Origin of the sequence: Nocardioides marmotae, assembly GCF_013177455.1 — a bacterium.
GTDB classification, from domain to species: domain Bacteria; phylum Actinomycetota; class Actinomycetes; order Propionibacteriales; family Nocardioidaceae; genus Nocardioides; species Nocardioides marmotae.
The window spans coordinates 1,483,919-1,510,829 of record NZ_CP053660.1; the positions used below are offsets into that span (position 1 = coordinate 1,483,919).

Sequence of the window (26,911 nt, forward strand, 5' to 3'; positions counted from 1 at the left end):
CGGCGGATCGGACCTAGGGTCAACGGCGAGGTGAAGGGCGGTCGTGGGGGCCGCCCTCGACACGCATGCCCGGGGGACGCTCGTGATGGGAAGCAGACGCGCGCGCCGCGGTGACCGCGGCGCGGCCGCGGTGGAGTTAGCGCTTGTCGTGACCCCGCTGCTTTACATCCTTTTCGGGACCATTGCTTACGGCTACATGTTCAGCTTTAGGCAGGCACTCTCTCAGGCCGCGGCCGAGGCCGCGCGGGCCTCCGTAGGTGCACAGGTGGGCACCGCCTGTGCACAGACCGGACCGTTCAGTTCCGCATGCCCTGCGCAGTTCGCCGCATCGACTGCTGTCTCTAGGGCGCTCGCTGGTTACGGCATGGCTTGTGGCGAGAACCACCTTGTATGCGCGATCCCGGCGCCAAGTGCGAGCGGCTGCGGGACGGCGAACACGTGCATCACCGTGACGCTCGACTATCCCTATCGGCAGCACAGTCTGTTGCCGTCGCTACCGGGGTACAGCTTCGTGCTGCCAGAGCAACTTTCCTTCAGCTCCGCTGTTCAGGTGAGTTGAATGAGGCGTTCGCAGCGCAGGAGAGATGCCCGCGGTGCCGTCGCGATCCTCGTTGCGCTGGTCATGTGCTTCGTCCTCCTGCCCATCACGGCGCTCGTGGTGGACATCGGGATGCAACGCGTCGCTCGACGTGACGTACAGGCCATCGCGGATGTCGCCGCCCTCGACGCCGGTCGCGCCCTCGCGGCCAGCAAGGCAACGGCGGCCGGCGTCGCGACCGCCAACGAACTCCGGAACGTGGCTCTGGCGGCGATGCGTCGTGGTTCAAGTGGCGTCGGGGCGAACGAGCCGACGATCGAGGTCACGTTAGGAACGGTCGTACCGGCGGGGTACCTGTCCGACCAAGCGCTTGGATGCGCAGGGTCGCCGTACAACTCCTACTTTCGACAGGCGCCTTCCGGGGCCATGCCAGACGCCGTCCTGGTAACCGTGCGGTCGTCAGTTGACTTCATCTTCAAGCGAGGATCGGGAGAAGTTTGCCGGTCGGCAGTAGGACTCGCTCAACGCATCGCGTGCTTTTCGGTCGACTCGTACGCTGCGCGCCTCAAGGCCGAGGGTTCTACGGTACTCGGCCCGATCACTGCATTGCTTGGCACGTCGCTGGACCTGGCCCTGTTGAGCTCCTCCGGACTCCTCGACGCAGAAATCGATATCCTGGCGTTTCTGAACCTGCTGAAGGCGGATCTGAATCTCGCGACTCTGGACCAAGTCTTGACCGCTGAGATAACGCTGGCTCAACTTATCGGGGCGCAGGTCGAAGCCTTAACTTCCTCCGGCGGGACGGCAGTTCTCGCAGCTGACGCACTGTCCACCCATTTCCTCGCCAACGTCGGCGACATAGCGGACAGGGTCAGGGTCGGTGAACTTCTCCAACTGTCCCAAGGGGCTGGGGCGGCGCTCGGCGCAGCCGTGAACGCCTTCGATCTCGCCGTAGCGGGGCTCGCCGCCGCGACTAAGAATCGGGGAATCGAACTGAACGTGGGTGCGTTGCCTGGCGTGGCCGACCTAGTTGCGAAGGCCTACGTCATCCAGGGGCCCGCGAACGCGTGCGGCGCCGAAGGTGCCGCAGTCTCGAACAAGCCCACCGCGTCGACAGCGCAGACGAGAGTCGAGGTCTCCGGGAGTCTGGCAGCCGCGAACCGAGTGACTAAGTTGCTCAACGCTCTGACCGGCCTCCTCGGGCTCCTGACCGGTCACACGTTGTCGGTCAACGTCGATCCGTTCCTCGTCGACGTCAAGTTGGCGGAAGCTTCTGGGACACTCAAGTCGATCAATTGCACGGACGGTGAGGTGGACAGCCTCACCATCGCGGCGCGGTCCGCGCTCATGCCAGCGACGATCCGGATACCCGTGACCATTACCGACACGCGTGCCCGGCTGATCGGACCGCCAGAGGTCAAGACGACCACCATTACCGTCGTCGTTAGCACGATTACCTCGACGGTGCCGACAACGGAGGATGTCACGCTCCTCGTGCCGGAGCACTTTGGTGAACCTGTTGACGGCCCGAGCGGAGATCTGTCGATTGACAAGTTGTCCATCACTGCTGATGTTTCTAGCGATCCGGACAACGTGCTCGGCACCGTCCTAGGCGGTGTCAGCGATGTCATTGAATTGATCGACACCGAGTTGGTGCGGCCACTGATGGGCGATGTGCTGCGTCCCCTGCTCGGCATGGGTGTAGGAGTCCTTGAGAACGCACTGGGTCTGACCATCGCTGGATCTCAATTCACTCCCACGCAGACGCTGGTTCCGAGCTGCGGGAGTCCCGCGCTGGCGAACTGAGCCAAACCGCAGCTCATTCACAAGTCGACCCGTGGTGCTCCTCCTAGGCGACCGTGGGTGGTTCTGGGGCCTGTCCGACCGGTCCGACCTCCTAGTCCGAGCGGACCATCAACCCTTCTGACCTGGGTGAACATCCCTACGCTTCGGGTTCCAGACCATCGGTTCCAGGTCTTCGTCTTCAACAAGGCGGCCCTTCCGAGCGAGGAGTCCGCGCCCACCGTGGCCCACGACCCGGTCGTCGGGATGAAGGTCGTGCGCCTGGTCCGCTGAGACGGCCCACCTGTCGTCCACAGGTGCGGCGCGCGGCGCGCACTCCACAGCCCGTGCCCGCGGCCAGGCGCGCCGTCCCAGCGGGCGGCAGCCTCCTGCCCAGGAGGTCGAGGACATGACGACGACAGCAGCGCGGAACCACGCGGTGGGGCAGTACGGCGAGACGCTCGCGGCCCGGCACCTGGTCGCGGAGGGGATGGCCCTCCTGGACCGCAACTGGCGGTGCGAGCAGGGCGAGATCGACCTGGTCCTGCGGGACGGGCGGACGGTGGTGATCTGCGAGGTCAAGACCCGCAGCGGGCCCGTCGGCGGCACGCCGCACGAGGCGGTCACCGACATCAAGGTCGCGCGGCTGCGGCGCCTGGCGCTGCGGTGGCTCGAGGAGCACAGGCTCTCCCACCTCGAGGCGCGGGTGGACATGGTCTGCGTCCAGCTGCCCCGCCGCGGGGCGGCCGAGCTCGAGCACGTCCGGGGGATCGGCTGACCTGTCCGTGAATGTCCGTGCCCTAGGGCGGCGCGCCAGCGCTGCGTGGGGATCACCGACAGTTGTGAAGTTGGGGGAGTTGGCCGCTGTCGGCTCGTGTGCCTGACGACGCGCCGCAGCACGTGCCGGGGCACACCACGTCCGCCCCGACGTGCGGACCTGTCGCAACACTCGCGAGTCCCGGACGAGCGGGTGGATTCGCGGCGGTCAGCAGGGTGTCCACGGACATGACCGAGGCCGTCGCTTCTATGAGCGTCTGGGATGGGTTCCGACGGGCGAGCGGAGTCCAACAGCTTCCTGGGGTTCGCGAGGTTGCCGCGTCTGCTGACTCGCCGCGACGTGGGCGGATCGTCGCCCGTCATCAGCCCCAGAAAGTCAGACCAGTCTTGATGGTCGCGAACTCCTCACGGGTCAGACCGTCGGTGTCGTTGAAGTCGCGCCAGACGTCCTTGAGACCCTGGGCCCCCTCGTCGAGGTCATTGGCCAGGGCGCGCAGCGCCCGCCACGCCTCGCCGCCCGCGCTGGCGATGTCCGGCTGCGCCCCCAGGGTGGAGCGGCCGACGCTGCCGTGCTGAAAGGCCCCTTGCTTCCCGACCGCGTCGTCGAGGAGAGCGGCCGCCCGGCGCAGACGGCCGGCGATGAGCGGCAGCGTGTCCCACAACGTGGCCATGTGGTGGCGCTCGATCTCGATGACGAGCGGGCCCCTGCTCGCGCTGGGCTCGTCGAGGCCGAACGGGTCGGATTCGCCCGGGCCGCGAGGGGCGGCGAGCAGCTCGATCTGGTCGAAGGCGGAGTACGCCGCGGCTTGCTCCTCCATCAGCAGCTCGCGGTCCGTCGTGCCCAGCGCCGAGCGGATGTTGGCGATCACGCCGTCCGGGTCGCTCGCACCCAGCTCGACCTCGGGTGCCTGCGCACCGTCGTCGTTGATCGTCCCGGCGAGGACGCTGATAACACCCCCGCCGAGGGTCAGGGCGAAGGGCGCGGCGGTGCCGCCCGTGGCGAGTGTCGCAGCCGCGGCGACAACGGCGCCCAGGATGCCGACGGCGACCGCGAGGCCGCCGTGGTCGTTGCCAGGCTTCGCCCTGTCCATGGCCACGAGCGCCTCGTCGAGGATCGTGAGCACTGCGGCGCGGGTGCGCTGGATCGCCAGCGCGTTGCCGAGCGCTGCGATGGCGATCTCGCCCATGACGTACTGGAGGTTCGGGACCACCACGCCCAGCTGCTGGACATACTTCTCCTTGAAGTAGTCCATTGCGACGCCGTGGAGGTGAGGCGTCGCGTCCCCGAACCTGGCCAGGAGCGCGTGGTACTCCTTGTTGGCCAGCACCGGCGGGCGGTCGGCGGCGGACAGTGCGCTCGGCTCGTCGGAGACGAGGTACATCGCGTCCATGATGGGCGTGACGACCCCGGCGGAGATGCCCTCGGGCGCTGGCAGGCTGCGCCAGCGCTCGAAGATCTCCTGGAGCGTGGAGCGGAAGCTCTCGAGGTAGCCCCTCGGTACGTCAGGCTCGACCTTGTCGTCGATCGTCACCTCCGGCACGTCGATGTCCAGGGCCCGGACGTCGAAGTCCGGGGTCGCGCCGGTGATCGGCGACGGGTAGCGACGGACGACGTAGAACAGCACACTTCCGGCGGCCGCCACCCATCCGTCCAGCGGGTTGCCGGCCATCTTGACGACCGCGTCGTCCGCGAACCCGGGGACGCCCGAGATGGCGTGGTCCCGCATGTGCCAGTACATCGCGGAGTCGAGCGCCGCCACCGCGATCTCCTCGAGCCGGTCGTCGACGATCCTGGCGAACTCGTCGGCCGACACCCCGTTGCCCCCCGCCGCCGCTCCTGAGCCCAGGGCGGATCCGTCGCCCGACACGCCGTTGCCCCCCGCCGCCGCTCCTGAGCCCAGACCCGAGGTGTTCCCCATGGCGCTGTTCTTCCGTCCCGCAACGTGATCCAAACCACTAGGTCGGCGTACGCCCGGCACGCCGGGCGTACGCCGTCGGTGCGTCTGCCTCGCCGTCGCCGAGCTGGAGGACCAGCTCGTAGGCAACGCTCGGCGAACACACGGCGGAGCCCGGCAGGGGCTCCGCCGCCTCCGCCGCCTCCGCCGCCTCCGCCGCCTCCGCCGCCTCCGCCGCCTCCGCCACCTCCGTCGCCGTCGAGCTGGTCGCTCGTGACCGACCGTCCCTGGTCCCGTCTCTTTCCACAGGCCGGGTCGCGACTGCGATCTCCACAGCGACCGCCGGAGCGTGTGGCCGCCCCACCTCCGTGGCGCCACCCTGGCGTGCAGGAGGTGGTGACGATGACGCACCGCATACATGACCGGTGGATGTGCCGCGCGGCCGTGGGGGAAGCCCCGCGGCGAGCGCCCAGGTGCGAGAAATGGACAACTCGCTGATGGCCGTCGCGACCGCGCACACCGTCTCGTTGCAGGGCGCGGTGGGCCACCTCATCGAGGTCCAGGCGGACGTCTCGCCGGGCATCGTCGCGACGGTCGTCGTCGGCCGCCCGGACGTGTCCCTGAACGAGGCGCGCGACCGCTGCCGCATGGCGATCGCCAACAGCGACCTCGGCTGGCCCTCCACGAAGCGGGTGACGATCCTGCTGAGCCCGGCGGACCTGCACAAGAGCGGCAGTCACTTCGACCTGGCGATGGCCGTCGCCGTCCTCGGAGCGAACGGCAAGGTGCCGACGTCCGCCTTGGCCGGCCGGCTGTTCGTCGGCGAGCTGACGCTGGCCGGCGGCCTGCGGTCGGTGCCCGGCGTCCTGCCGATGGTGCTCGCGGCCGCGCGGCGCGGCATCACCGAGGTCTACGTGCCCGAGCCGCAGGCCGCCGAGGCGTGCATGGTGCCCGGGGTCTCGGTGTACGGCATGCGCTCGCTCGCGCAGGTCGCCGCGCAGCTGGCGGGGGAGGAGGTCCCCGACGCGCCGCCCGTGGCCGAGCAGTCGGGGAGCCGGCTGCTCACCTGGCGCGGCGACGACCGGCTCGAGGACACCGACATGGTGGACGTCCTCGGTCTCGCCGACGCCCGCTACGCGCTCGAGGTGGCTGCGGCCGGGGGCCACCACCTGATGCTCACCGGGCCGAAGGGCGCCGGCAAGACGACCCTCGCGGAGCGGCTGCCCGGTCTGCTGCCGGACCTCGACGCGGAGGAGTCGCTGGAGCTGACCGCCCTGCACTCACTCGCCGGCGTCCTCGATCCTGCCGCGGGCATGCTGACGCGGCCGCCGTTCGCCGCCCCGCACCACGACGCCAGCAAGGCCAGCCTCATCGGAGGTGGGACCGGGCGCGTGCGCCCCGGCGAGATCAGCCGGGCCCACCACGGAGTGCTGTTCATGGACGAGTTCCCCTTGTTCCGCACCGACGTCATCGAGGCGCTGCGCCAACCGCTGGAGAGCGGCGACGTGACGATCGCTCGAGGCGAGGAGTCCGCCACCTTCCCGGCGCGCGGGATCCTGGTCGTCGCGTGCAACCCGTGCCCCTGTGGTGAGTACTCGCCCGTCGCCCGGGACAACCACTGCTCCTGCAGCGAACGGGCGCGACGTGACTACCGCAGCCGCATCACCGGGCCGCTGAGCGACCGGATCGACATCACCCGCGAGGTGGTCCCGCTGCAGGCCGGCGGCATCGGCGCGGCCTTCACCACCGGCCCGCCGGAGTCGTCGGCGCAGATCCGGGAGCGGGTGACGGCCGTCCGCCGCAGGCAGGCCGAGCGGTACGTCGGCTGCGGATGGCGCCTGAACGGACACGTCCCCGGGCCCGCCCTGCGCGAGTCGTGGCCGCTGACGGCCGCCGCCCAACGGCTGCTGGATGACAAGGTCGGCAAGGGACTGCTGACCCGCCGCGGGGCGGTCCGGGTCCACCGGCTCGCGTGGACCGTGGCCGACCTGGCCGGAGCAGCCGGACCGGGCGAGGTGGAGCTGTGCACCGCCCTGCGGCTGCGGACCGCCGAGCCGTTGATGCTCGCAGACCTCGAGAGGAGGGCCGGGTGAGCGGCGGGGCGCGCGACGAGGACCGGCTCGCCCGGGTCGCGCTGTCCCGGCTCGGCGAACCGGGAGACCCGCGGTTCGCCGTGTTCACCGCCCAGATGGGCGCTGTGGCGTTCCACGACGCGCTGCTGCACGAGCGGGACCCCGGCAGCGGGGTCCTCACCGACGTCGCCACGCGGCTCGGCTCGATGGACCCCGCGCGCGACCTCGAGCTGGCCGCCAAGCTGGGCATCCGGTTCGTCGTGCCGGGCGACCCGGAGTGGCCCCGGCAGCTCGAGGACCTGGCCGCCGGAGGCGAGGTCCAGGGGCGCGGCGGTCCGCCGCTCGGCCTGTGGGCGAAGGGCCCGCTGCGCCTGGACCGACTGCTCGGCTCGCTCGCCGTGGTCGGCTCCCGCTCCGCCACGACGTACGGCGCCGACGTGGCCGCATCCATCGGCGCCGGCGTCGCCCGGGCCGGCGTACCGGTCGTCTCCGGCGCGGCGTTCGGCATCGACCAGGCCGCCCACCGGGGCGCGCTCGCGGTGGACGGCGCCACCGTCGCGGTGCTGGCCTGCGGGGTGGACCGCGCCTACCCGGCCGCGCACCGCAGCCTGCTGGACCACCTGGCCGGCCATGGCCTGGTCGTCTCCGAGCTGCCGCCCGGGTCGGCGCCGACGCGCCTGAGGTTCCTCGCCCGCAACCGGCTGATCGCCGCCCTGACCCGCGGCACGGTCGTCGTCGAGGCGGCCGCCCGCAGCGGTGCCCTCAACACGGCCAACTGGGCCGGCCGCCTCAACCGGGTCGTCATGGGCGTCCCGGGGCCGGTGACCAGCGCGCCGTCCCAGGGCGTGCACCAGCTGGTGCGCACCGGGGCCGCGACGCTCGTGACGTCGCCCGAGGACGTCCTGGAGCTGGTCGGCGTCTCCGGTGTCCACCTCGTCGAGGAGCCCCGCGGACCGGAGCGTCCACGCGACCGGCTCTCGCTGCGGCACCAACAGGTGCTGGACGCGGTGCCGGTCGGTCAACCGGTGCACGCGGACTCCATCTCCCGGACCGCGGGGCTGAGCCTCTCCGACACCGGCAACGCGCTGGTGCGCCTGCGCGCCCTCGGCCTGGTCGACGCCGACGGTGACGGCTGGCGGCTCGCCGCCCTGGCTCACCGGTGAGGGGGCGGCGGCTTCCTAGACTCCTGCCTCATGGGCGAGCCGGCGGAGCGGGACGAGCTCCCGGAGCCGATGGCCCGGGTGCTCGCCGACTACGAGCGCCACCTGGTCGCCGAGCGCGACCTCACCCCGCACACCGTCCGGGCCTACACCGCCGACGTCGCCGGCCTGCTCGGGCACGCCGCCCGGCTCGGCCACACCGACGTCGCCGGCCTGGACCTGCGGGCCCTGCGCAGCTGGCTGGCCAAGCAGCAGACCATGGGGCGCTCGCGCACGACGCTCGCCCGGCGGGCCACCGCGGCCCGCGTCTTCACCGCCTGGCTGCTGCGCACCGGGCGGGCGAGCATCGACGCCGGCGCGAGCCTCGGCTCGCCCAAGGCACACCGCACCCTCCCGCCGGTGCTCCGCGCCGACGAGGCGGCCGACCTCGTGCGGGCCGCCGCGGAGCTCGCCGATGACGGCGGACCGGTCGGCCTGCGGGACGTGGCGATGATCGAGCTGCTCTACGCCACCGGCATCCGGGTCGGCGAGCTGGTCGGCCTCGACGTCGACGACGTCGACCGCGACCGCAACGTCGTGCGCGTCCTGGGCAAGGGCCGCAAGGAGCGCACCGTCCCGTTCGGCCGCCCGGCGGCCCGGGCGCTGGACTTCTGGGTCAAGCACGGCCGCCCGCACCTCGCGGTCGACGGGTCCGGGCCGGCGCTGTTCCTCGGCGTCCGCGGACGGCGCATCGACCAGCGGGCGGTGCGGACGCTCGTGCACCGCCGGATCGCCGACGTGCCCGGCGCCCCCGACATCGGCCCGCACGGCCTGCGGCACACCGCGGCCACGCACCTGCTCGAGGGCGGCGCCGACCTCCGCTCGGTGCAGGAGATCCTCGGCCACGCCTCGCTGGCCACGACCCAGCTCTACACCCACGTCACGACCGACCGGCTGCGCCGGGCCTACCAGCAGGCCCACCCGCGCGCCTGACGGCCCGGCCGCGGGCTCAGGCCACCGGGCCGAGCCCGGTGCCGGGCGGTCGCCAGGCGGCGTACGGGTGGACGGGCCGGACAGGTTGGACGTTCACCGGGGTGCCCACGGGGTCGGCGCGCCACAACGGCAGCAGCCGGACCGGCCCGGCGCCGACGAGGTCCAACGGGTCGAGGTAGGTCTCGCCCTCCAGCCAGCCCCAGTGCAGGCAGGCGCGGGGGAAGCAGTGCGACCCGGTCAGCTCCAGGGCGCCGACCACCTCGCCGGCGGCGACGGCGGTGCCCACCGGGACGGCGGCGCCCACCGGCTCGTACGTCGTCCGCGTGGCGCCGTGGGAGACGACCACGACCCCGCGGCCGGCCAGGCTCCCGGCCCAGGTGACCCGCCCCGGCAGCGCGGCCCGGACCGGCTGGCCGGGGGAGCCGAGCAGGTCCACGCCCCGGTGGCCCGCGCCGTAGGGACCGTCCGGCGGGTCGAAGTGCTCCACCACGGCCGGCTCGGGCCGCAGCGGCCACTCGCCGACGGGGTCGGTGTCCGGGGGCGCCGCGGGCCGGAGGGAGAGCAGCAGCGCGAGCGTGACCAGGTCCATCGGGCCACCCTGGCGGGGGAGCGGACCCCTCGCCCGGGCCCCGGCGCGACCTGGGGAGGACGCTGCGGCGGACCCGCGCCGGGGACGATTCCCGGCGATTGGCGGGCCACCGCGCGGACGGCGTACGCTGGAGGGGCAGTCCGCACGTCACCACGCGTACTGACTTCGCACGTCGGCAGACCGCGGCGGTCCCACCCGGATTCCATCCCGGGGAGGGCCGATCAACCCGTGGGCGACGACCCTCGGTCCCAGCGAGAGCCGGGTCGGGTCGCGCGCCGGCGTCAGGGCGACCGGCACCCGTCGGCTCGCGGCAACTGAAAACGACCGGAGCGCGTCACCGGTCCGCCCTCGTTCGCAAGGGTGGGCACACGGCGGCGGCTCCACCACACAGGAGAACACCACCATGGCAGTCGTGACCATGCGCCAGCTCCTCGAGAGCGGCGTTCACTTCGGGCACCAGACCCGTCGCTGGAACCCGAAGATGAAGCGCTTCATCATGACCGAGCGCAACGGCATCTACATCATCGACCTGCAGCAGTCGCTGGCCTACATCGACCGCTCCTACGCCTTCATCAAGGAGACGGTCGCCAAGGGCGGGACGATCATGTTCGTCGGCACCAAGAAGCAGGCGCAGGAGGCGATCGCCGAGCAGGCGACCCGCGTCGGCATGCCCTACGTCAACCAGCGTTGGCTCGGCGGCATGCTCACCAACTTCCAGACCGTGCACCAGCGGATCAACCGGCTCAAGGAGCTCGACGAGCTGGACTTCGACAACGTCGCCGCCTCGGGCCGCACCAAGAAGGAGCTCCTCCAGATGCGTCGCGAGCGCGACAAGCTGGAGAAGACCCTGGGCGGCATCCGCGAGATGGGCCGCACCCCCTCGGCCGTCTGGATCGTCGACACCAAGAAGGAGCACCTCGCCGTCGAGGAGGCTCGCAAGCTCCGGATCCCGATCATCGGCATCCTGGACACCAACTGCGACCCCGACGAGGTCGACTTCCCGATCCCGGGCAACGACGACGCCATCCGCGCCGTCGGGCTGCTGACCCGCGTGGTCGCCGACGCCGTCGCCGAGGGCCTCATCGCCCGCTCCGGTGGCAAGGCCGCCGCCGAGGGCACGCCGACCGCCGCCGAGCCGCTGGCCGAGTGGGAGCGCGAGCTGCTGGGGGGCGACGCTGAGAAGGCCGCCGTCGAGGCGACCGGTGGCGACGCCGCGAGCACCGACGCCCCGGCCTCCGAGGCGACCGGCGCCTCCACCGAGGCCGCTGCCTCGGACGCCGCCGCTGCTGCTGCGACCGACGAGCCCGCTGCCGAGCAGGCCGCCGAGCCCGCCGCGGAGCCGGCTGCCGAGCAGCCCCAGGCCTGACCCCGACCGCGGCGCCGCGCGTACGACGTACGCGCGGCGCCGCGGCGGTCGGCCCGCCGGGCTCGCGACCACGTCGCACCCGGCCCAGACTCTTTTCGATTCCTGCGACCCAGACGGGACAACACCATGGCGAACATCTCCGCCGCCGACGTGAAGAAGCTCCGTGAGCTCACCAGCGCCGGCATGATGGACTGCAAGAAGGCCCTGACCGAGGCCGACGGCGACTTCGACAAGGCCATCGAGATCCTCCGCGTCAAGGGTGCTGCGAAGGCCGAGGCCCGCGGCGCCGAGCGCGAGGCCACCGCCGGCCTCGTCGCGACCTCCGGCGGCGCCCTCGTCGAGCTGCGCTGCGAGACCGACTTCGTGGCCAAGAACGACGAGTTCGTCGCGACCGCTCAGCGGATCGCCGACGCCGCCGCCGAGGCCAAGGCCGCCGACGCCGAGGCGCTCAAGGCCGTTGCGCTCGGCGACAAGACCGTCGGCGAGGTCGTCGGCGACCTCGCCATCTCCATCGGCGAGAAGATCGAGCTCGGCGAGGTGGCGTACTTCGAGGGCCCGACCGTCGTCTACATGCACAAGCGTGCCGCCGACCTCCCGCCCGCCGTCGGCGTGCTCGTGGAGTACGACGGTGACGAGGAGGCCGCCCGCGGCGCCGCGATGCAGATCGCGGCCATGCGCCCGCAGTACCTCACCCGCGACGAGGTCCCCGCCGACGTCGTCGCGCACGAGCGCAGCATCGCCGAGCAGAAGTCCCGCGAGGAGGGCAAGCCCGAGCAGGCGATCGCCAAGATCACCGAGGGCCGCCTCAACGGGTTCTTCAAGGAGGTCGTCCTCCTCGAGCAGCCCTCGGTGACCGAGAACAAGAAGTCCGTCAAGGCCGTCCTCGACGAGGCCGGCACGACCCTGAAGCGGTTCGCCCGTTTCGAGGTCGGCGCCTGAGGCACTAAGGTCTCGCCAGACATCATGAGGAGGCCGGTCCCGATGGAGCAGACACACTCCATCGGGCCGGCCTTCGTCATGCCCGCCGACAGAAGGGAAGCCGCATGACCGGCTACAAGCGCGTCCTGCTCAAGCTCTCGGGTGAGGTCTTCGGCGGTGGACAGGTCGGTCTCGACCTGGACGTGATCAACGCGACCGCCAGCGAGGTGGCCGACGTCGCCCGCTCCGGGGTCGAGGTGGGCATCGTCGTCGGCGGAGGGAACTTCTTCCGCGGCGCCGAGCTGCAGCAGCGCGGCATGGAACGGGCCCGCGCCGACTACATGGGCATGCTGGGCACGGTGATGAACTGCCTGGCGCTGCAGGACTTCGTCGAGAAGCACGGCGTCGAGACCCGCGTCCAGACCGCGATCACCATGGGCCAGGTGGCCGAGCCCTACATCCCGCGCCGCGCCATCCGCCACATGGAGAAGGGCCGCGTGGTCATCTTCGGCGCCGGCGCCGGCATGCCGTTCTTCAGCACCGACACCGTGGCCGCCCAGCGCGCCCTGGAGACCCGCTGCGAGGTCATCCTGATGGGCAAGCAGGGCGTGGACGGCGTCTACGACTCCGACCCGAACCAGAACCCCGACGCGACGAAGTTCGACGCGCTCACCTACGACGAGTTCCTCACCCGTGACCTGAAGGTCGCCGACGCGACGGCCGTGAGCCTGGCCCGCGACAACGACATGGACATGGTGTTCTTCAACCTCTCCACCCCCGGCACCATCGTCCGGGCGGTGCGGGGTGAGAAGATCGGCACGACGGTCTCGCGTGACTGAGCCGCAGCGACGGACGACCCGAACCAACAGGAGCTGACCCGTGATCAACGACATCCTCAACGAGGCCGACAGCAAGATGGACAAGTCGGTCGAGGCCACGCGCGAGGAGTTCGCCGCGATCCGGGCCGGCCGCGCCCACCCCAGCATGTTCTCCAAGATCATGGTGGACTACTACGGGACGCCGACGCCGATCCAGCAGCTGGCCTCCTTCACCGCCCCCGAGGCGCGGACCATCCTGATCTCGCCCTTCGACCAGGGCGCGATGAAGAACATCGAGCGGGCGATCCGCGACTCCGACCTCGGCGTGAACCCCGCCGACGACGGCAAGGTCATCCGCTGTGTCTTCCCCGAGCTGACCGAGGAGCGCCGCAAGGAGTACATCAAGGTCGCCCGCGGCAAGGCCGAGGACGGCCGGGTCGCCGTCCGCAACCTGCGCCGCACCGCCAAGCAGAACCTCGAGAAGCTCGAGAAGGACGGCGAGGTCGGCAAGGACGACGTCTCCGGCGCCGAGAAGCGGCTCGACGGCCTGACCAAGAAGCACACCGACGCCATCGACGAGATGCTGAAGAACAAGGAGTCCGAGCTCCTCGAGGTCTGAGGGGCGGGCACTCCATGACCGAATCCCCGATGCCGGCCGCTCCGCCGGCCAAGGACCACGGGCGCGCCGGGCGGGACCTCAAGGCCGCCGTCACCTCGGCGGTCGTCCTGCTTGCCGCGATCGCCGCCTCGCTGCTCTTCTGGAAGACGGCGTTCATGGTGATCGTCGCGGTGGCGGTCGTCGTCGCGATCTGGGAGCTGCGCAAGGGTCTGCTGGCCAAGGGCATCGACCTGCCCGAGCAGCCGCTGATGATCGGCGGCGTCGTGATGGTCGTCGTCGCGTACTTCTCCGGCGCGCCCGCGCTGGTCACCGCCACCGCCGTCTCGGCGCTGGTGACGATGCTCTGGCTGCTGCGCAGGGGCATCGACGGCTACGTGCAGAACGCCACGGCGTCGGTGTTCACCCTGGTCTACGTGCCGTTCCTCGGCTCGTTCGTCGCGCTGCTCCTCGCCGAGGGCGGGACCGGTCTCGACGGCGGCGGCTCGGGCCTCGACGACCCCGGCGTCCAGGGGATCATCACCTTCATCCTGGTGACCATCGCCTCCGACATCGGCGGGTACGTCGCGGGCGTCCTGTTCGGCAAGCACCCGATGGCGCCGGTGATCTCGCCGAAGAAGTCGTGGGAGGGCTTCGCCGGCTCGCTGGTCTTCACCGTCGCCGCCGGCTGGGCGCTGGTCACCTACCTCCTCGACGGCGACTGGTGGGTCGGCATCGCCCTCGGCATCATTGCCGTGGTCATGGCGACCCTCGGCGACCTGTGCGAGTCGGTGATCAAGCGCGACCTCGGCATCAAGGACATGAGCCAGGTCATCCCCGGCCACGGCGGCCTGATGGACCGGCTCGACTCGCTGCTGGCCACGGTCGCGCCGATCTGGCTGCTGCTGCACTACGCGGTCTTCTGACCGTCGTGACCTGATGGCTGCCCTCTTCCTCGTCCGGCACGGCCGGCCGCTGGTCGACCGGACCCGCCCGGCCCACACCTGGGAGCTCGACCCCGCCGGCTTCGACGACGTCTGGGCGCTGCGCGACCGGCTGCCCCAGGGCGGCACCTGGTTCACCTCGCCGGAGCCGAAGGCGGTGGGGACCGCCCAGCTGCTCACCGAGGGGGAGGTCGGCGTGGTGGCCGACCTGCGCGAGCAGGTCCGCGACACCGCCGACTGGCTGCCGGACTTCGAGGCCACGGTCCGGCGCGCGTTCGCCGAGCCCGACCACGCGGCGTACGACGGGTGGGAGCCGCTGGCCCGGACCCGGGAGCGCGTCGTGCGCTCGGTCGCCTCGATCCTGCGCCTGCACGGCGACGGGCCGGTCGTCCTCGTCGGGCACGGCACGGCCTGGGCGCTGGTCCACGCCGCGGTCACCGGCACGGAGGCGGACCCGGCGACCTGGGCAGGGCTCGGCATGCCCGCCGTCATCGCCGTCGAGGAGCCGTTAGTGTCGGCGTGATGGAGATCGAGGACCGCACGGACGAGCCGACGCCGGCCCAGCCGACGACCGGCGATCCGGCCACGGACGACCCGACGACCGACCCAGCGACCGAGGGCACCCTCCCCGACTGGTGGCACCGCGACCACCCGGTCTTCACCCCGCTCGCCGGCTTCTTCACCGGGCTGGTCGCCGTCACCTTGGTGCCGGGGGTCTACGCCGCGGTGCTGGGCGCGCTGTTCGACACCGGCACCGCCGAGGACCTCTTCCCCTACGTCCTGGTGCTGCTCGCGGTGCCGTTGGGCCTGATCGCGGTGCGCCGCAGCCGTCGCTTCGGCAGCTACATGCTGCTCGGCATGGTGCTCACGGCGCTGGTGGTCGCGGGGGTCACCGCGCTGGTGCTGTGGGCGATGGTCTCGACCCAGTCCTGAGGCCGGCCCCGGGCCGAGGATTGAGCCGCGCGCCGCGCGGATGGGAGACTGGACGGCGATGTCTGACCCCAAGCCCCTCCCTCTCGTCTTCAACGAGCCGCGCGGTCGCAAGAAGCCGCCGCGGCACCTCGCCGACCTCACCTCCGCCGAGCGCAAGACGCTGCTGGAGGAGCAGGGGCTCCCGGGCTTCCGGGCCAAGCAGCTCTCGACCCACTACTTCGGCCGCCTGGTCGACGACCCGGCCGAGATGACCGACCTGCCGGCCACCCAGCGCGAGGAGCTCGTCTCCGCGCTGCTGCCGCAGCTGATGACCCCGCTGCGCACGCTCGAGGCCGACCGCGGCACCACCCGCAAGACGCTGTGGAAGCTCTTCGACGGCGCGCTCGTGGAGTCGGTGCTCATGCGCTACCCCGACCGCGCGACCGTCTGCGTCTCCAGCCAGGCCGGCTGCGGCATGGCCTGCCCGTTCTGCGCCACCGGCCAGGGCGGTCTGCAGCGCAACATGTCGACCGCCGAGATCGTCGAGCAGGTCGTCGCCGCCGCCCGGTCGATGGCCCGCGGCGAGGTCCCCGGCGGCCCGGGCCGCGTCTCCAACGTGGTGTTCATGGGCATGGGCGAGCCGCTGGCCAACTACAAGGCGGTCATCGGCGCCGTACGACGCCTCGTCGACACCGCCCCGGACGGCCTCGGCATGTCCGCGCGCGGCATCACCGTCTCCACCGTCGGCCTGGTGCCGCGGATCAACCAGCTGGCCGAGGAGGGCATCCCGGTCACGCTCGCGCTGAGCCTGCACGCGCCCGACGACGAGCTGCGCAACGAGCTGGTCCCGATCAACACCCGCTTCTCGGTCGCCGAGACCGTCGAGGCGGCCTGGAACTACGCGCGCACCACCAAGCGCCGGGTCTCCATCGAGTACGCCATGATGCGCGGCATCAACGACCAGGCGCACCGCGCAGACCTGCTCGGCGACGTGCTCAACTCCTACGGCGACTGGGGCTGGGTGCACGTCAACCTGATCCCGCTGAACCCGACGCCGGGCTCGAAGTGGACCGCCTCGGACCCCGCCGACGAGCGGGAGTTCGTCCGCCGTCTGGAGGCCAAGGGCATCCCGACCACGGTCCGCGACACCCGCGGCCGCGAGATCGACGGGGCCTGCGGGCAGCTCGCCGCCGCGGAGTGACCGCCCCGGCGCCGCCCCGACCGGCGGCGTGAAGGCCTGGACGACGAAGGACCCGCTCCACCCCGGGAGCAGCGGCAGCCCGGGGAGGGCGGGTCCTTCGGGTCTGGGCCCGCAGCGGGTCAGCGCAGCGGGTTGCGGATGAGCAGCTCGACGTTGCGGTCCGCGGAGGTGCCGCGGCGGTCGCCGCCCTTCTCCTGCCACTCGTTGGCGGCGAGCTCGCGGCCGATCGAGGCGAGGGCGTGGGTGTCGCCCAGGTCGGCACCCGGGGTGACCGCGCCGCCGTGGTCGACCATCGTGGCGAAGATCGACAGCGTGCCGTCCTTGTTGTCGGCGACCTCGATGAGACGCGACTGCTGGGGCCAGTCGATGTGGGAGGCGGTGTTGATCTCCCAGAAGCCGCGGCCCTTGTTCTTCTTCTTGTTCGCGACGACCGGCCGCGGCCACACGTGGTTGGTGTGGGTGTGGCCGTTGACCCAGGCGATGACGACCGGGTGGGCGTGGAGGACCTTGATCAGCTCCTCGGCCAGGACCCGGTCGCCGCCCTCGTTGTTGGTCATCGAGGTCGAGGGGTGGTGGGAGCAGATGACGGCGTACTTCTTGTCGGCCTTGGCCTGCTTCAGCGTGCGCTTGAGCCAGGCCAGCTGCGCGCGGTCGATCGAGCCGTTCTGGCCGCCGGCGGTGTTGACCGAGTCGAGGACGACGAAGCGGATCTTGTTGCGCGTGTAGGCGTAGTACGCCGTGCCCTGCGCCTTGTTCTCCTCGGTGAACCCGTGGCCGACCGGCTTGCTGGTGGTCTCGAAGTGCTCGGCGACGACCTCGGCGCGGCTGAGCAGGCGGCGGTCCTCGTCGGGGGTGACGGTACGCGTGTTGGGCGCCTCGGCGATCCGCTTGAGCAGGCGGGCGACCGCCTCGCCGCGGGCGAGCAGCGCGCCGAGGACCTCGAGCTTGGCGATGCCCTCGGGGGGCTGGATGGCCTTGATCGAGCCGACGGCGAACTCCGAGAGACCCTCGATGGTCTGCGGGAAGTTGCCCTGGACCAGGCCGTCGTGGTTGCCGAAGGCCGTGATCCACGGCATCGCGAGCCCCTCGGCCTCGAAGGGACGGCGGGCGGCGTCGAGCAGGCCGGGGACGGTCGGGAAGCCGAACGTGCCGCGCGGGCGGTCGACCTCGGCGCCCTCGGGCTGCCCGTCGGGGTGGTAGTAGTGGATGTCGTAGTGGTCGGGGTCGAGGTCGTGGACGCCCTCCCACTTCTCGGTGTCACCGGAGTCCACCCGGACCTCGCCGCCGTCGAGGACGTCGATGTTCCAGCGGATCTCGTTGTACTGGCTGTTGTCGGAGTTGTCGCCGGTCTGCACGGCCACGGCGAGGGGCTTGCCGGTGACCGGGCCCTTCCCGATGGCGTTGATCTGGCGGACCATCGAGTCGGCGATGTGCGCGGTGAGCATCTCGTGGGCCCGGTAGGACGAGGAGAGCTGGTTGCCCGGGGTGGGGCCGCCGAGGTCGGCGTCGTCCCAGCGGTCGACCCACTCCACCCGCAGCGGCGACTGCGCGTCGAGGACGTGGACGTCGCTGAGCTGGGCGAAGGCGAGCAGACCCTTGCGCTTGCGGGCGCGGCGCGCGGCGGCCTTGAGCCCGAGGTCCTGGCGCAGGCGGTGCTTCTCACCGGGGCCGGCGACGAGCGGGGCGTAGCCCAGCGCGCCCGGCGCGCCCTTGCGGATGACCCGGGCGAGGGTGGTGCCGCGCTTGGCGACGGCCGCGGCGGCGGTCGACCCGGCGGAGGACGCGGCGGAGGCCGCGGAGGTGGCGGCCGCCGAGGCGGCGGTCGTGGCAGCGAGGGCGGCTGCTCCGGCGGAGCGGAGCAGCTGGCGACGGGAGATCTCTGGCATCGGCATGGTGCGATCACCCTAGGTGTGACGACCGACACCTGGGGAGCTATTCGGTCAACTCACCGGGCGTCCCGCTCGGGCCGGGGCGCGCCGGCCGCGACGAGCGCGGCGGCCTCGGCGACGGTGTCGACAAGGTGCACGTGGGGCGCCATCGGCCGCTCGCGCGCCAGCGCGCGGAGGAGGGGCCAGGCGGGGAAGGTCTCGGTCCAGTGGGTCCGCCCGACCAGGACCATCGGCGCGAGCGAGGACTCATCGGCGTAGTAGTTCTCGCAGGCGTCCTGGAAGACCTCCTGGACGGTGCCGGCGGCGCCGGGGAGGAAGACGATCCCGCCGTCGCAGACCTCCAGCAGCACGGCCTCGCGGGTGGCGTTGCGGAAGTACTTCGCGATCGAGGTGGCGAAGACGTTGGGCGGCTCGTGCCCGTAGTGCCAGGTGGGGATCCCCAGGGTGTCGACGGGATCGGGGTGCCGGTCGCACACCTCCAGCGCGACGCGGGCCCACGCCCCGATCGAGGGCCGGTACGCCGGCACGCGGGCCAGGTCCGCGAGGGCGGCGGTCAGCTCCTCGGCGGGCCGCCGCGCCAGCCGCGCCCCGAGGTTCGCGGCCTCCATCGCGCCGGGCCCGCCGCCGGTGGCGACCGTGCACGCCCCGCCCAGGGCGTGCCCGAGCGCGGCCGCCGCGGCGTACCCCTCCGAGCCCCGCTGGAGCGCGTGGCCGCCCATGACCCCGACCAGGCGCCGGCCGGTCACCCAGGAGGTGAGGGCCTGGTCGATGGCGTGGTCGTGGAGCGCCTTGGCCAGCGCGGTCTCGGGGGTCGGCGGCTCCTGGGACCACGCGTAGGCGCGTGCGTCCAGCGAGGACTCGTAGGGGCCCGCGCCGTACAGCTCGGCGGCGGTGTAGAGCTCGGCCCGGGCGGTGTCGAGCGGCGCGCCGGGGGCGACGGGCAGCACCAGCGCGCCCTGGTCGAGCAACCGCTCGGCCTGCCCCGGGGCGAAGGTGCACCCGAGGAAGGCCGCGCCGGCCACCCGGCAGCGCGCCAGCCGGTCCGTGCGGTCGGACAGGTCGACCGCACGGACCCGCCAGCCCGACAGCGACGTCGCCCCCGCGGCCATGCGGCGGTCGAAGTCCGCCAGCGACTCGACCTGGACGACGCGGCCGTGGGTGTGCCTCACCCCGTCAACCTAGGGGTGGCCTCCCAGCGGTCCTCGACGCGTGGCCCTAGAAGGCGGTGGCGAGCAGGTCGGCGAAGAGCTCCTGCTCGTCGACGGCCAACCCCCGGGCCCGGAACCACCGACACACGTTGGTGCAGTCGCGGAGCAGGTAGTCCATGCCGTGGAGGTTGCCGACGAGGTCGACGACCTGCGGGAGGTCGATGACGACGAGCCGGTCCCCGGCCGCCAGGATGTTGTACGGCGACAGGTCGCCGTGCACCAGGCCGTGTTGCGTCATCGTGGCCATCGCCTCGCGCAGCTGGTCGAAGTAGGAGGCCAGCAGCGCCGGCGCCGGCCGGGCCTGGGCGAGCCGAGGTGCCGTCTCGGGGCCGTCCTCGCCGTCGATGCTGATCCACTCCATGAGCAGCTCGGTGCCGTCGACCTGCACGGGGTAGGGGACCGGGAGGCCGAGCGACCACAGCCGTTTCAGCGCGGCCCACTCCGAGACGGTCCACTCGGCGGCTGCGACCTGGCGGCCGAAGGTGGAGCCGCGCTTGACGGCGCGCTGGTCGCGGGAGCGCTTCATGCTGCGGCCCTCGGTGTAGGACGCGGCCCGGTGGAAGGTGCGGTGCTCGGTCGAGCGGTAGCGCTTGGCGGCCAGGACCACCGCCTGGTCGGGCAGGAGCGGGTCGGCCCGCTCCAGGAGGAAGACGTCGGCCTCCTTGCCGGTCTTGAGGATGCCGAGGTCGGTGTCGACGGCGCCGCGGGAGGTCACGACCCAGTCGGGTCGCGGCTCGGGTCCGCGGGCGAGCGGCTCGACGTCGTACCAGGTCGTCCAGCGCTGGCCCTCGGCCAGGTCGTCGTGGACGCGCCAGCCGGCGACGACGGCGGGGTCGACGGCGGGGTGGAGGTCGAGGTCGGGGTCAGGGGTGGTGCGGAGGCTCGGGTGCTGCGGGTCGTGCGAGGTCAACGGTGCTCCAGGGATCGAGGAGGAGAGGGGGTGCGGAGGGCAGGGCGAGGACAGTCATGGACATGTCACGCTCCTCTCGATCGCTGGGGCGGGCGGGCGGAAGACCCGGCCGGGACCAGGGTGGTGGCCCGCGGCCGGGCGTCGCAACGCATTTAGGCGGCGAGTCCGGCGACCGGGATGGCGAGCTCGTGGACCCGCTCCCAGGCGTCGTCGACGTGCACGACGTGGTGGCCGAGCCGGTGCAGCAGGCTCGCCGCGATGCCGGCGCGGTAGCCCGAGCGGCAGTGCACCCACACCTCGCCCGCGGGGAGGGTCGCGGCGTGCGCAGCGACGTCCTGGACGGGCACGTGCACGGCGCCGGGGAGGTGCCCCGCGGCCCACTCCTCGCGCTGCCGGACGTCGAGGACGACGCGCGGCGGGGCGGGGTCGTGGGCGGTCGCGGCGCGGTAGCCCGCCCAGTCGGTGCGGCGGTACGTCGCGGTCAGGCCGGCCCCGTCGAGCACGTGCGTCCCGACGCCCTCGATGCCGATGGCCGCCAGGTCGCGCAGCGCCGGCCCGAGCGCGGAGGCGTCGTCGGTGACCAGCACGATGTCGGTGCCCCACGGCACCAGCCAGCCGACGTACGTCGCCATCTGGGGGCCGGCCTCGATGCTGACCGAGCCGGGCAGGTGCGCCTCGGCGAAGCGCGAGCGCTCGCGCAGGTCGACGACCCAGCCGCCGGCGAGCACCGTGTCGGCGACCTCCTCGGCGGTGCGCGGCCGGGCGGGGCGGGGGTGGGCGCGTCCGGCGCCGGCCCGGTTCAGCGGTGCCACGTGCCGGTAGTGGGCGGGCACGGGGCCGAAGCCGGCGACCAGGGCCGAGACGAACGCCTCCTGCGGCGTGGTCAGCGCGGGGTTGGCGGTGAGCTGGTCGGCGAGCGTGATCGCCCGGCCCGGGTCGTGGGCCGGCACCGACGTCGCGGCGCACAGGCTCCCGAACCCGTGGGTGGGGTGCAGCGTGGTGGCGGGGTGGAGGCGGGAGAGCGCCCGCGCGGAGCGCCACTGCTGCCGCGCCAGCTCGCGGGTCAGGCGGGGGTCGACCAGGTCGGTGCGCCCGACCGTGCCGTGCAGGAGGCTGCCGCCGGTGAACAGCGCGGCCGGCCGCATCCCCTCGCGCACGAGGAACGCCTGGTGGTGGCGGGTGTGGCCGGGCGTCGCGTGGACCTCCACGCGGAGCCGGCCGACCGGCACCTCGTCGCCGTCGCGGACCCCGACCCGCTCGAAGTCGACCCGCTCGTCGGCCGCGAGCAGGTAGTCGGCTCCGTGACGGCGGGCCAGGGCCAACGCGCCCGAGACGTAGTCGCTGTGGATGTGGGTGTCGGCCACCGCCACGATCTCGACCTCGGCCGCCTCGGCGGCCCGCTCGACGGGGGCGAGGTCGCGCGGCGGGTCGACGACCAGCGCGCTGCGCCCGTCGTGGACGAGGTGGCAGCGGTTGCCGAGGGAGGGGACCTCGATCGTGACGACGTGCATCGTTCCTCCTGGGCCGGGTGCCGGCCGGTTGATCAATGTCTAGCGGGATACTCGACTAAAGAGGTCGGGTCCGCAACCCACCGCGCCGCGTCGGTGCCAGGGGATACCGTGCATCGATGCGTCCACTCCGCCGCCTCGTCCCCGGCCTGCTGGCCGGGACGCTCGTGCTCGCCGGCTCCGCGACCGCCCTCGCCGGCGACGAGCCGGCCGCCCGGCCGCGGCCCGGGTCCGCAGGCATCGGGGATCCCTACTTCCCCCAGGACGGCAACGGCGGCATCGACGTCCGCAGCTACGACGTCGACATCGCCTACGACTTCGACCGCGGGCGGCTCGAGGGCAGGACCCGGCTCCGCGTTCGTGCCATCCACGACCTGTCCCGGTTCAACCTCGACCTGCTGCTCCCGGTGCAGCAGGTCCGGGTCGCGGGCCGGCCCGCGCGGTGGACGCGCCCGGACCGGCACGAGCTGAGCATCCGCCCGGCGCGGCCGGTCCTCGCCGGTGACGTCGTCACCGTGGTCGTGCGGTACGCCGGACGGCCCGGCCGGATCAGGTGGCAGGGCGAGCAGAACTGGCTGGCCGACCCCGGCGAGGTCGTCGCGATGAACCAGCCGCACATGGCCCCGTGGTGGTTCCCCGCCAACGACCACCCCCGCGACAAGGCGCACGTGGACGTCTCGGTCACCGTGCCGGCCGACAAGCAGGTCGTGGGCAACGGACGGCTGGTCTCGCGCAGGGTGCACGGGCGGCAGGCGACCACCCGCTGGCGCGCGGCCGAGCCGATGGCGCCGTACCTCGCCTTCTTCGCCGCGGGCCGCTTCCAGGTCGACCACGGCGTCCACCACGGGCTGCCGTGGTACGTCGCGGTCTCCCGCCGCATCCCCCAGCCCGAGCGCTCCCGCGCGATGGACCTGATGCGGCGCACCTCCGACGTCGTCCGGTGGACCGAGCAGCAGCTGGGTCCCTACCCGTTCAGCGCGACCGGCGGCCTCACCACCAGCCTCGAGCCGGGCTTCGCCCTGGAGAACCAGACCCGCCCGACCTACCCCGTGATGAGCGGCCGCGGCGCGCTCGCGACCGTCGTCCACGAGGTCGCCCACCAGTGGTTCGGCGACTCCGTCGCGGTGCGCGGGTGGCGCGACATCTGGATCAACGAGGGCGCCGCGACCTTCATGGAGGCGCGGTACGCCGAGGCGCACGGCGGCATGAAGGCCCAGCGGTGGATGGAGGGCACCCACGCGCTGCTGGCCGACCACGACGACTTCTGGGCGGTGCCGGTCGACGACCCCGGAGCGGAGCGGATCTTCTCCGAGCCCGTCTACCTGCGCGGCGGGATGGCCTTCCAGGCGCTGCGCACGCGCATCGGCGAGCGCAACTTCCGCACGCTGCTGCGCACCTGGCTCGCCGACCGCGAGGGCGGCCACGGCTCGGGCGCCGAGCTCGAGCAGCTCGCCGCCGAGGTCAGCGGGGAGTCCCTCGGCGGGTTCTTCGACGCCTGGCTCCGCGCGCCGCGGCCCCCGGCCCGCACCGCGGCCAACGGGTTCGCGTGACCGGCCCGGCGGCTGTCGGTCCCGTGGTCGGCCCGGTGTCCGGTGACCGCGCGGTCCTGCTGGAGCGGCTGCTGGCCTTTGCGGCCGGCTCGCGACTCGAGCGGGGCTTCGGCCACCTGGGCCGCGACGGCACGGTCAACACCGGGCGCGGCCCCGAGCTGTGGATCAACGCGCGGATGACCTACGTCTTCTCCCTCGCCTCCCTGCTCGGCGTCCCCGGCGCGGCCGACCTCGCGCGGCACGGCATCGAGACGCTCGGCGGGCCCTTCGAGGACCGCGCCCACGGCGGGTGGTGGAGCGCCCTGGACGGCGACGGGCGTCCCATGGGGGACACCAAGTCCTGCTACGACCACGCCTTCGTCGTGCTCGCCGCCGCCACGGCCGCGGTCGCCGGGGTCCCCGCGGCCGACGGCCTGCTCGACCGCGCGCTGGCTGTCCACGCCGAGCGGTTCTGGGACGAGGGCCGCGGGCTGTGCGTCGAGCAGTGGTCGGGGGACTGGTCGCGGGCCGAGGACTACCGCGGCGCGAACGGCTGCATGCACACCGTCGAGGCCTACCTCGTCGCCGCCGACGCGACCTGCGACCCGGTCTGGCGCGGGCGCGCCCTGCGGATCGCTGAGCACCTCGTCGACCGCGTCGCCCGCGCCCACGCGTGGCGGGTCGTGGAGCACTTCGACGCCGACTGGCGGCCGCTGCCCGAGCACCACCGCGACCGTCCCGCCGACCCGTTCCGGCCCTACGGTGCCACCCCCGGCCACGGCCTGGAGTGGGCCCGCCTGCTCGTCCACCTCCACGCCGCGCACGAGCGCGCCGGCGACCCGCCGCCGGGCTGGCTGCTCGAGGCGGCCCGCGGCCTCTTCGACCGGGCCGCGGCCGACGCCGACGGCGGCCGCGCCGGCTTCCCCTACACCACCGACTGGTCCGGGGTTCCGGTCGTCGACCAGCGGTTCCACTGGGTGCACTGCGAGGCGGTGCTCGCGGCGGACGCGCTGGCCCGGGCGACGGGGGAGGAGCGGTACGCCGACCTCGCCGCGCGCTGGTGGTCCTTCACCGTCGACCACCTCGTCGAGCCCGACGGCTCCTGGCTGCACGAGCTCGGCCCCGACCTCGCCCCGGCCGCGCTGACCTGGCCGGGCAAGCCCGACGCCTACCACGCGCTCAACGCGCTGCTGCTGCCCTCGCTCCCGCTCGCCCCGTCGGCCGCCGTCGCCCTCGCCGCGAGCCGGTGAGGGGCTGGGAGGCGGGCCGGGTCAGCCGCCGAGGAGCGGGGCGGTGGCGCGGGCGACCAGGCTGGGCCGGCCGGTGACCGCCTCCTCGACGTCGGCGAGGCGGGTGGCCCGCAGGCCGAGGTTGATGCCCAGCCAGCGCAGCGGCTCGGCCTCCCACGCGGGCGAGCGGTGCCCCACCCAGGGCAGCCGCACCAGGTCGGTGTCGCGGCCGAGGACCAGGTCGGCCAGGGTGCGGCCGGCCAGGTTCGTGGTGGCGACCCCGTCGCCGACGTACCCCCCGGCCCAGGCGAGCCCCGTGCGCCGGTCGAACCCGACCGAGGCGCACCAGTCGCGGGGGATGCCGAGCGGCCCGCCCCAGGCGTGGGTGACCCGGGTGCCGGCGAGCACGGGGAACATCGAGGTGAGGGTGGCGTAGAGGCCCGCGAAGACCCGCTCGTCGTGGTCGAACTCCGGCCGGACGCGCGAGCCGAGGTGGTACGGCGCGCCGCGGCCGCCGAAGGCCAGCCGGTCGTCGGCGGTGCGCTGGCCGTAGATCACCAGGTGCCGGTGGTCGCTGAAGGTCTCCCGCCGAGCCAGCCCGATCTCGGCCCAGGTCTGCGCCGGCAGCGGCTCGGTGGCGATCATCAGCGAGTAGACCGGCACGACCGCCCGGCGCAGGCCCGGCAGCAGCGGGGTGAACCCCTCGGTCGCGCGCACGACGACCTCCGCGCGGACGTCGCCGTGCGCCGTGCGGGCCCGCCCGGGCTCGATCGCGGTCACGCGGGTCCGCTCGTGGATCGTCACGCCCCGCCGCTCGCACGCCTCGGCCAGGCCGGTCACGAGCCGCACGGGGTGGATCGCGGCGCAGTCGGGGGTGTACGTCGCCCCGCGCACGCCCCGCGCGCCGAGCACCGCGCTCGCCTCGGCCGCCCCGAGCAGGCGCAGGTCGTCCTCGGCGCGGCCCCAGGAGCGGGCCTCGGCGACCTCGGCGCGGGCGCGGGCCCACTGGGCGCGGCTGCGGGCGGCGACCAGGGTGCCGCCCCGGGTGTAGTGGCAGTCGATCCCCTCGGCGGCCGTCGTGCGGCCCACCTCGGCGACGGTCTCGCGCATCGCGCGGTGCTGGGCCAGCGCGGCCTCGCGCCCGGCCATCGCTGTGAGCGCGGCGATCGAGGCCGGGAACAGCGCCGAGCACCAACCGCCGTTGCGCCCCGACGCGCCGTGCCCGACCTGCTCGGCCTCGAGGACGACGACGCGCAGCGTGGGGTCGGCGACGAGCAGGGAGTACGCCGTCCACAACCCGGTGTAGCCGCCGCCGACGATCGCCACGTCGGCGTCGCGGTCGCCCGGCAGCGGCGCGCGGGCGGGGGCCTCCGGCGCGGTGTCGCGCCACAGCGGGCGGCTCAGCGCACACCCCAGGAGTAGGTCTGCTTGCGCAGGCTGAGGTACATGAACGTCTCGGTCGCCACGACCCCCTCGATCGAGCGGATCCGGTGGGAGAGCAGGTCGAGCAGGTGGTCGTCGCTCTCACAGACCACCTCCACCAGCAGGTCGAAGGAGCCGGCGGTGATCACGACGTAGTCGACCTCGTCGAGGTCGCTGAGCGCGTCGGCCACCGGCTCGAGCGGGCCCTGCACCTTCACGCCGACCATCGCCTGCCGCGCGAAGCCGAGCTCGAGGGGGTCGGTGACCGCCACGACCTGCATCACCCCGCCCTCGATGAGCCGCTGCACCCGTTGGCGGACCGCGGCCTCGGAGAGCCCGACGACCTTGCCGATGGCCGCGTACGAGCGCCGACCGTCCTGCTGGAGCTGCTCGATGATCGCCTTGGAGACGTCGTCGAGCACGACGGACGTGCGGTCCTGCCTGTGGTTCATGGCCCGCACTCTCCCATGAGGCCCGCCGGCCGGGCGAGGCGGAACGCACGTGGGACCACCTCGAAACGATCGATTCCGTTGCGAACAGGTTTCGTCCCGACGGTTTCCCTTGCCGTCGACGGGCCCCGGTGGCACGATCCGGAGCACGTCAGCCACCAACGAGCCGCGGCCGCACGGTCGCCGAGGGGAGCCGGATGACGCGCCGAGCGCCCAGGGTCACGCCGG

25 protein-coding genes are annotated in these 26,911 nt (G+C 72.9%); 17 read left to right on the forward strand and 8 right to left on the reverse strand.

What is annotated here, in order from left to right; all coding sequences use genetic code 11:
• Positions 1–85 precede the first annotated feature (85 nt).
• From HPC71_RS07145 to HPC71_RS07160, 4 genes are all read left to right on the forward strand, one after another.
• Positions 86–559 (forward strand): TadE family protein, encoded by a 474-nt coding sequence (locus HPC71_RS07145; protein WP_257866206.1) that lies wholly within the window; start codon positions 86–88, stop codon positions 557–559.
• Complete coding sequence (locus HPC71_RS07150; RefSeq protein ID WP_154615021.1) at positions 560–2,344, forward strand: pilus assembly protein TadG-related protein; 1,785 nt, start codon at positions 560–562, stop codon at positions 2,342–2,344.
• A 126-nt stretch (positions 2,345–2,470) separates the two neighbouring features.
• A complete protein-coding gene (locus HPC71_RS07155) occupies positions 2,471–2,614 on the forward strand; it encodes a hypothetical protein (RefSeq protein WP_154615022.1) in 144 nt (47 codons plus the stop codon).
• Between the two features lie 115 nt (positions 2,615–2,729).
• The gene (locus tag HPC71_RS07160) at positions 2,730–3,098 is read left to right on the forward strand and encodes a YraN family protein (protein ID WP_154612076.1); all 369 of its coding nucleotides are present in this window, start codon (positions 2,730–2,732) and stop codon (positions 3,096–3,098) included.
• Between the two features lie 361 nt (positions 3,099–3,459).
• On the opposite strand, the gene HPC71_RS07165 is transcribed toward HPC71_RS07160, so the two are convergent.
• Positions 3,460–4,911: a hypothetical protein gene (locus HPC71_RS07165; RefSeq protein WP_154615023.1), complete on the reverse strand. Its 1,452-nt coding sequence runs from the start codon at positions 4,909–4,911 to the stop codon at positions 3,460–3,462.
• A gap of 563 nt (positions 4,912–5,474) precedes the next feature.
• On the opposite strand from HPC71_RS07165, the gene HPC71_RS07170 reads away from it, so the two are divergent.
• The 3 genes from HPC71_RS07170 to HPC71_RS07180 are packed head-to-tail and all read left to right on the forward strand — an operon-like array spanning position 5,475 to position 9,196.
• Positions 5,475–7,085, forward strand: a complete 1,611-nt coding sequence (locus HPC71_RS07170; protein WP_230084291.1) for a YifB family Mg chelatase-like AAA ATPase — start codon at positions 5,475–5,477, stop codon at positions 7,083–7,085.
• A complete protein-coding gene (gene dprA / locus HPC71_RS07175) occupies positions 7,082–8,227 on the forward strand; it encodes a DNA-processing protein DprA (protein WP_253943935.1) in 1,146 nt (381 codons plus the stop codon). The genes HPC71_RS07170 and dprA overlap by 4 nt, the downstream gene beginning before the upstream one ends.
• A 30-nt stretch (positions 8,228–8,257) precedes the next feature.
• Positions 8,258–9,196: a tyrosine recombinase XerC gene (locus HPC71_RS07180; protein ID WP_154615024.1), complete on the forward strand. Its 939-nt coding sequence runs from the start codon at positions 8,258–8,260 to the stop codon at positions 9,194–9,196.
• 16 nt (positions 9,197–9,212) lie between these two features.
• On the opposite strand, the gene HPC71_RS07185 is transcribed toward HPC71_RS07180, so the two are convergent.
• Positions 9,213–9,785, reverse strand: a complete 573-nt coding sequence (locus tag HPC71_RS07185; protein WP_154615025.1) for a M23 family metallopeptidase — start codon at positions 9,783–9,785, stop codon at positions 9,213–9,215.
• A gap of 403 nt (positions 9,786–10,188) precedes the next feature.
• Between HPC71_RS07185 and rpsB the strand changes: the two genes are divergently transcribed.
• The 8 genes from rpsB (at position 10,189) to rlmN (ending at position 16,539) form a co-directional block, all read left to right on the forward strand.
• The gene (gene rpsB, locus HPC71_RS07190; protein WP_171896415.1) at positions 10,189–11,151 is read left to right on the forward strand and encodes a 30S ribosomal protein S2; all 963 of its coding nucleotides are present in this window, start codon (positions 10,189–10,191) and stop codon (positions 11,149–11,151) included.
• 126 nt (positions 11,152–11,277) lie between these two features.
• Entirely contained in the window at positions 11,278–12,090 is an 813-nt protein-coding gene (tsf, locus tag HPC71_RS07195) for a translation elongation factor Ts (RefSeq protein WP_154615026.1), read from the forward strand.
• Between the two features lie 104 nt (positions 12,091–12,194).
• Complete coding sequence (gene pyrH, locus HPC71_RS07200) at positions 12,195–12,908, forward strand: UMP kinase (protein WP_154612071.1); 714 nt, start codon at positions 12,195–12,197, stop codon at positions 12,906–12,908.
• Between the two features lie 43 nt (positions 12,909–12,951).
• Entirely contained in the window at positions 12,952–13,506 is a 555-nt protein-coding gene (frr, locus tag HPC71_RS07205) for a ribosome recycling factor (RefSeq protein ID WP_216656620.1), read from the forward strand.
• Positions 13,507–13,520: 14 nt separating this feature from the next.
• A complete protein-coding gene (locus HPC71_RS07210) occupies positions 13,521–14,408 on the forward strand; it encodes a phosphatidate cytidylyltransferase (protein WP_154615027.1) in 888 nt (295 codons plus the stop codon).
• A gap of 13 nt (positions 14,409–14,421) precedes the next feature.
• Positions 14,422–14,949 (forward strand): histidine phosphatase family protein, encoded by a 528-nt coding sequence (locus tag HPC71_RS07215; RefSeq protein ID WP_154615028.1) that lies wholly within the window; start codon positions 14,422–14,424, stop codon positions 14,947–14,949.
• A complete protein-coding gene (locus HPC71_RS07220; protein ID WP_195849520.1) occupies positions 14,949–15,359 on the forward strand; it encodes a hypothetical protein in 411 nt (136 codons plus the stop codon). The genes HPC71_RS07215 and HPC71_RS07220 overlap by 1 nt, the downstream gene beginning before the upstream one ends.
• Before the next feature lie 40 nt (positions 15,360–15,399).
• Positions 15,400–16,539, forward strand: coding sequence for a dual-specificity RNA methyltransferase RlmN (gene rlmN / locus HPC71_RS07225; protein ID WP_490713222.1), 1,140 nt, complete (start codon positions 15,400–15,402; stop codon positions 16,537–16,539).
• Positions 16,540–16,658: 119 nt separating this feature from the next.
• On the opposite strand, the gene HPC71_RS07230 is transcribed toward rlmN, so the two are convergent.
• The 4 genes from HPC71_RS07230 to HPC71_RS07245 all read right to left on the reverse strand — a co-directional run bounded on the left by HPC71_RS07230 (position 16,659) and on the right by HPC71_RS07245 (position 22,057).
• Positions 16,659–18,425, reverse strand: coding sequence for a TIGR03767 family metallophosphoesterase (locus HPC71_RS07230; RefSeq protein WP_154615029.1), 1,767 nt, complete (start codon positions 18,423–18,425; stop codon positions 16,659–16,661).
• Between the two features lie 59 nt (positions 18,426–18,484).
• A complete protein-coding gene (locus HPC71_RS07235) occupies positions 18,485–19,597 on the reverse strand; it encodes a Rossmann fold nucleotide-binding protein (RefSeq protein ID WP_171896418.1) in 1,113 nt (370 codons plus the stop codon).
• 46 nt (positions 19,598–19,643) lie between these two features.
• Positions 19,644–20,546: a serine protein kinase RIO gene (locus HPC71_RS07240; protein ID WP_154615030.1), complete on the reverse strand. Its 903-nt coding sequence runs from the start codon at positions 20,544–20,546 to the stop codon at positions 19,644–19,646.
• A gap of 152 nt (positions 20,547–20,698) precedes the next feature.
• Positions 20,699–22,057: a rhodanese-like domain-containing protein gene (locus HPC71_RS07245; protein WP_154615031.1), complete on the reverse strand. Its 1,359-nt coding sequence runs from the start codon at positions 22,055–22,057 to the stop codon at positions 20,699–20,701.
• Between the two features lie 116 nt (positions 22,058–22,173).
• Here HPC71_RS07245 and HPC71_RS07250 point away from each other — a divergent pair, with 116 nt between their 5' ends.
• Both HPC71_RS07250 and HPC71_RS07255 read left to right on the forward strand, forming a co-directional pair.
• Positions 22,174–23,604 (forward strand): M1 family metallopeptidase, encoded by a 1,431-nt coding sequence (locus tag HPC71_RS07250; RefSeq protein ID WP_154615032.1) that lies wholly within the window; start codon positions 22,174–22,176, stop codon positions 23,602–23,604.
• On the forward strand, positions 23,601–24,833 hold the full coding sequence (locus HPC71_RS07255; protein WP_216656566.1) for an AGE family epimerase/isomerase: 1,233 nt from the start codon (positions 23,601–23,603) through the stop codon (positions 24,831–24,833). The genes HPC71_RS07250 and HPC71_RS07255 overlap by 4 nt, the downstream gene beginning before the upstream one ends.
• A 21-nt stretch (positions 24,834–24,854) precedes the next feature.
• Here the strand turns inward: HPC71_RS07255 and HPC71_RS07260 are convergent, their stop codons facing one another.
• Positions 24,855–26,138, reverse strand: a complete 1,284-nt coding sequence (locus HPC71_RS07260; RefSeq protein WP_253943936.1) for an NAD(P)/FAD-dependent oxidoreductase — start codon at positions 26,136–26,138, stop codon at positions 24,855–24,857.
• Between the two features lie 74 nt (positions 26,139–26,212).
• Positions 26,213–26,686 carry an Lrp/AsnC family transcriptional regulator gene (locus tag HPC71_RS07265; RefSeq protein WP_154612063.1) on the reverse strand — a complete coding sequence of 158 codons (474 nt, stop codon included), beginning with the start codon at positions 26,684–26,686 and terminating at the stop codon, positions 26,213–26,215.
• Positions 26,687–26,911: the final 225 nt, after the last annotated feature.

Excerpts from the sequence above, each read along its gene's own strand:
- HPC71_RS07215 (WP_154615028.1), top strand. The coding sequence starts at position 14,422 with ATGGCTGCCCTCTTCCTCGTCCGGCACGGCCGGCCGCTGGTCGACCGG.
- HPC71_RS07220 (WP_195849520.1), top strand. The coding sequence starts at position 14,949 with ATGGAGATCGAGGACCGCACGGACGAGCCGACGCCGGCCCAGCCGACG.
- HPC71_RS07150 (WP_154615021.1), top strand. The coding sequence starts at position 560 with ATGAGGCGTTCGCAGCGCAGGAGAGATGCCCGCGGTGCCGTCGCGATC.
- HPC71_RS07185 (WP_154615025.1), bottom strand. The coding sequence starts at position 9,785 with ATGGACCTGGTCACGCTCGCGCTGCTGCTCTCCCTCCGGCCCGCGGCG.
- HPC71_RS07145 (WP_257866206.1), top strand. The coding sequence starts at position 86 with ATGGGAAGCAGACGCGCGCGCCGCGGTGACCGCGGCGCGGCCGCGGTG.
- HPC71_RS07160 (WP_154612076.1), top strand. The coding sequence starts at position 2,730 with ATGACGACGACAGCAGCGCGGAACCACGCGGTGGGGCAGTACGGCGAG.
- rlmN (WP_490713222.1), top strand. The coding sequence starts at position 15,400 with ATGGGAGACTGGACGGCGATGTCTGACCCCAAGCCCCTCCCTCTCGTC.
- HPC71_RS07250 (WP_154615032.1), top strand. The coding sequence starts at position 22,174 with ATGCGTCCACTCCGCCGCCTCGTCCCCGGCCTGCTGGCCGGGACGCTC.
- HPC71_RS07180 (WP_154615024.1), top strand. The coding sequence starts at position 8,258 with ATGGGCGAGCCGGCGGAGCGGGACGAGCTCCCGGAGCCGATGGCCCGG.
- HPC71_RS07245 (WP_154615031.1), bottom strand. The coding sequence starts at position 22,057 with ATGCACGTCGTCACGATCGAGGTCCCCTCCCTCGGCAACCGCTGCCAC.
- pyrH (WP_154612071.1), top strand. The coding sequence starts at position 12,195 with ATGACCGGCTACAAGCGCGTCCTGCTCAAGCTCTCGGGTGAGGTCTTC.
- rpsB (WP_171896415.1), top strand. The coding sequence starts at position 10,189 with ATGGCAGTCGTGACCATGCGCCAGCTCCTCGAGAGCGGCGTTCACTTC.
- tsf (WP_154615026.1), top strand. The coding sequence starts at position 11,278 with ATGGCGAACATCTCCGCCGCCGACGTGAAGAAGCTCCGTGAGCTCACC.
- HPC71_RS07265 (WP_154612063.1), bottom strand. The coding sequence starts at position 26,686 with ATGAACCACAGGCAGGACCGCACGTCCGTCGTGCTCGACGACGTCTCC.
- HPC71_RS07230 (WP_154615029.1), bottom strand. The coding sequence starts at position 18,425 with ATGCCAGAGATCTCCCGTCGCCAGCTGCTCCGCTCCGCCGGAGCAGCC.
- HPC71_RS07210 (WP_154615027.1), top strand. The coding sequence starts at position 13,521 with ATGACCGAATCCCCGATGCCGGCCGCTCCGCCGGCCAAGGACCACGGG.
- HPC71_RS07170 (WP_230084291.1), top strand. The coding sequence starts at position 5,475 with ATGGACAACTCGCTGATGGCCGTCGCGACCGCGCACACCGTCTCGTTG.